The 391-nt window shown below is 75.7% G+C and carries 1 pseudogene; it reads right to left on the reverse strand.

Annotated features, from left to right (window positions below):
• Positions 1-391, reverse strand: a pseudogene (locus tag HG543_RS54285) (response regulator); the annotation flags it as partial.

Raw genomic sequence — 391 nt, forward strand, 5'->3', positions numbered from 1 at the left:
CCCCCGTGAAGGCCAGCGGCAACATCCCCAGCCCCTCCTCCGCCCTCAGCGCATGCGCCGCTTCAATCCCTCCCAGCGGCCCACCCAGATGCATGTGTACGAGCGCCCCATCCACCCACTGCCGCCGCGCCAGCACGCGCGCCTCGTCCGACGTCCTCGCCGTCAGCACCCGCACCACGTGCGCGCGCCCCAGCCGCTCCGCCTCCGCCAGCACCGCCGCGTCCTCGTCCACCACCAGCAGCACGCCCTCCGTCGGCAGCATCGGCGCGGGCGCCTTCGCCGCCGGCACCGCCGGCTTCACCGGCACCGACGCCAGCTCCGCCAGCTCGCGGAAGGCCTTCTCCGCCGCCGTCCAGTCCACCGCCCCGCCACTCCGCCCCGGCTTCAGCAC

It is taken from the genome of Pyxidicoccus fallax (genome assembly GCF_012933655.1).
Lineage (GTDB): Bacteria > Myxococcota > Myxococcia > Myxococcales > Myxococcaceae > Myxococcus > Myxococcus fallax.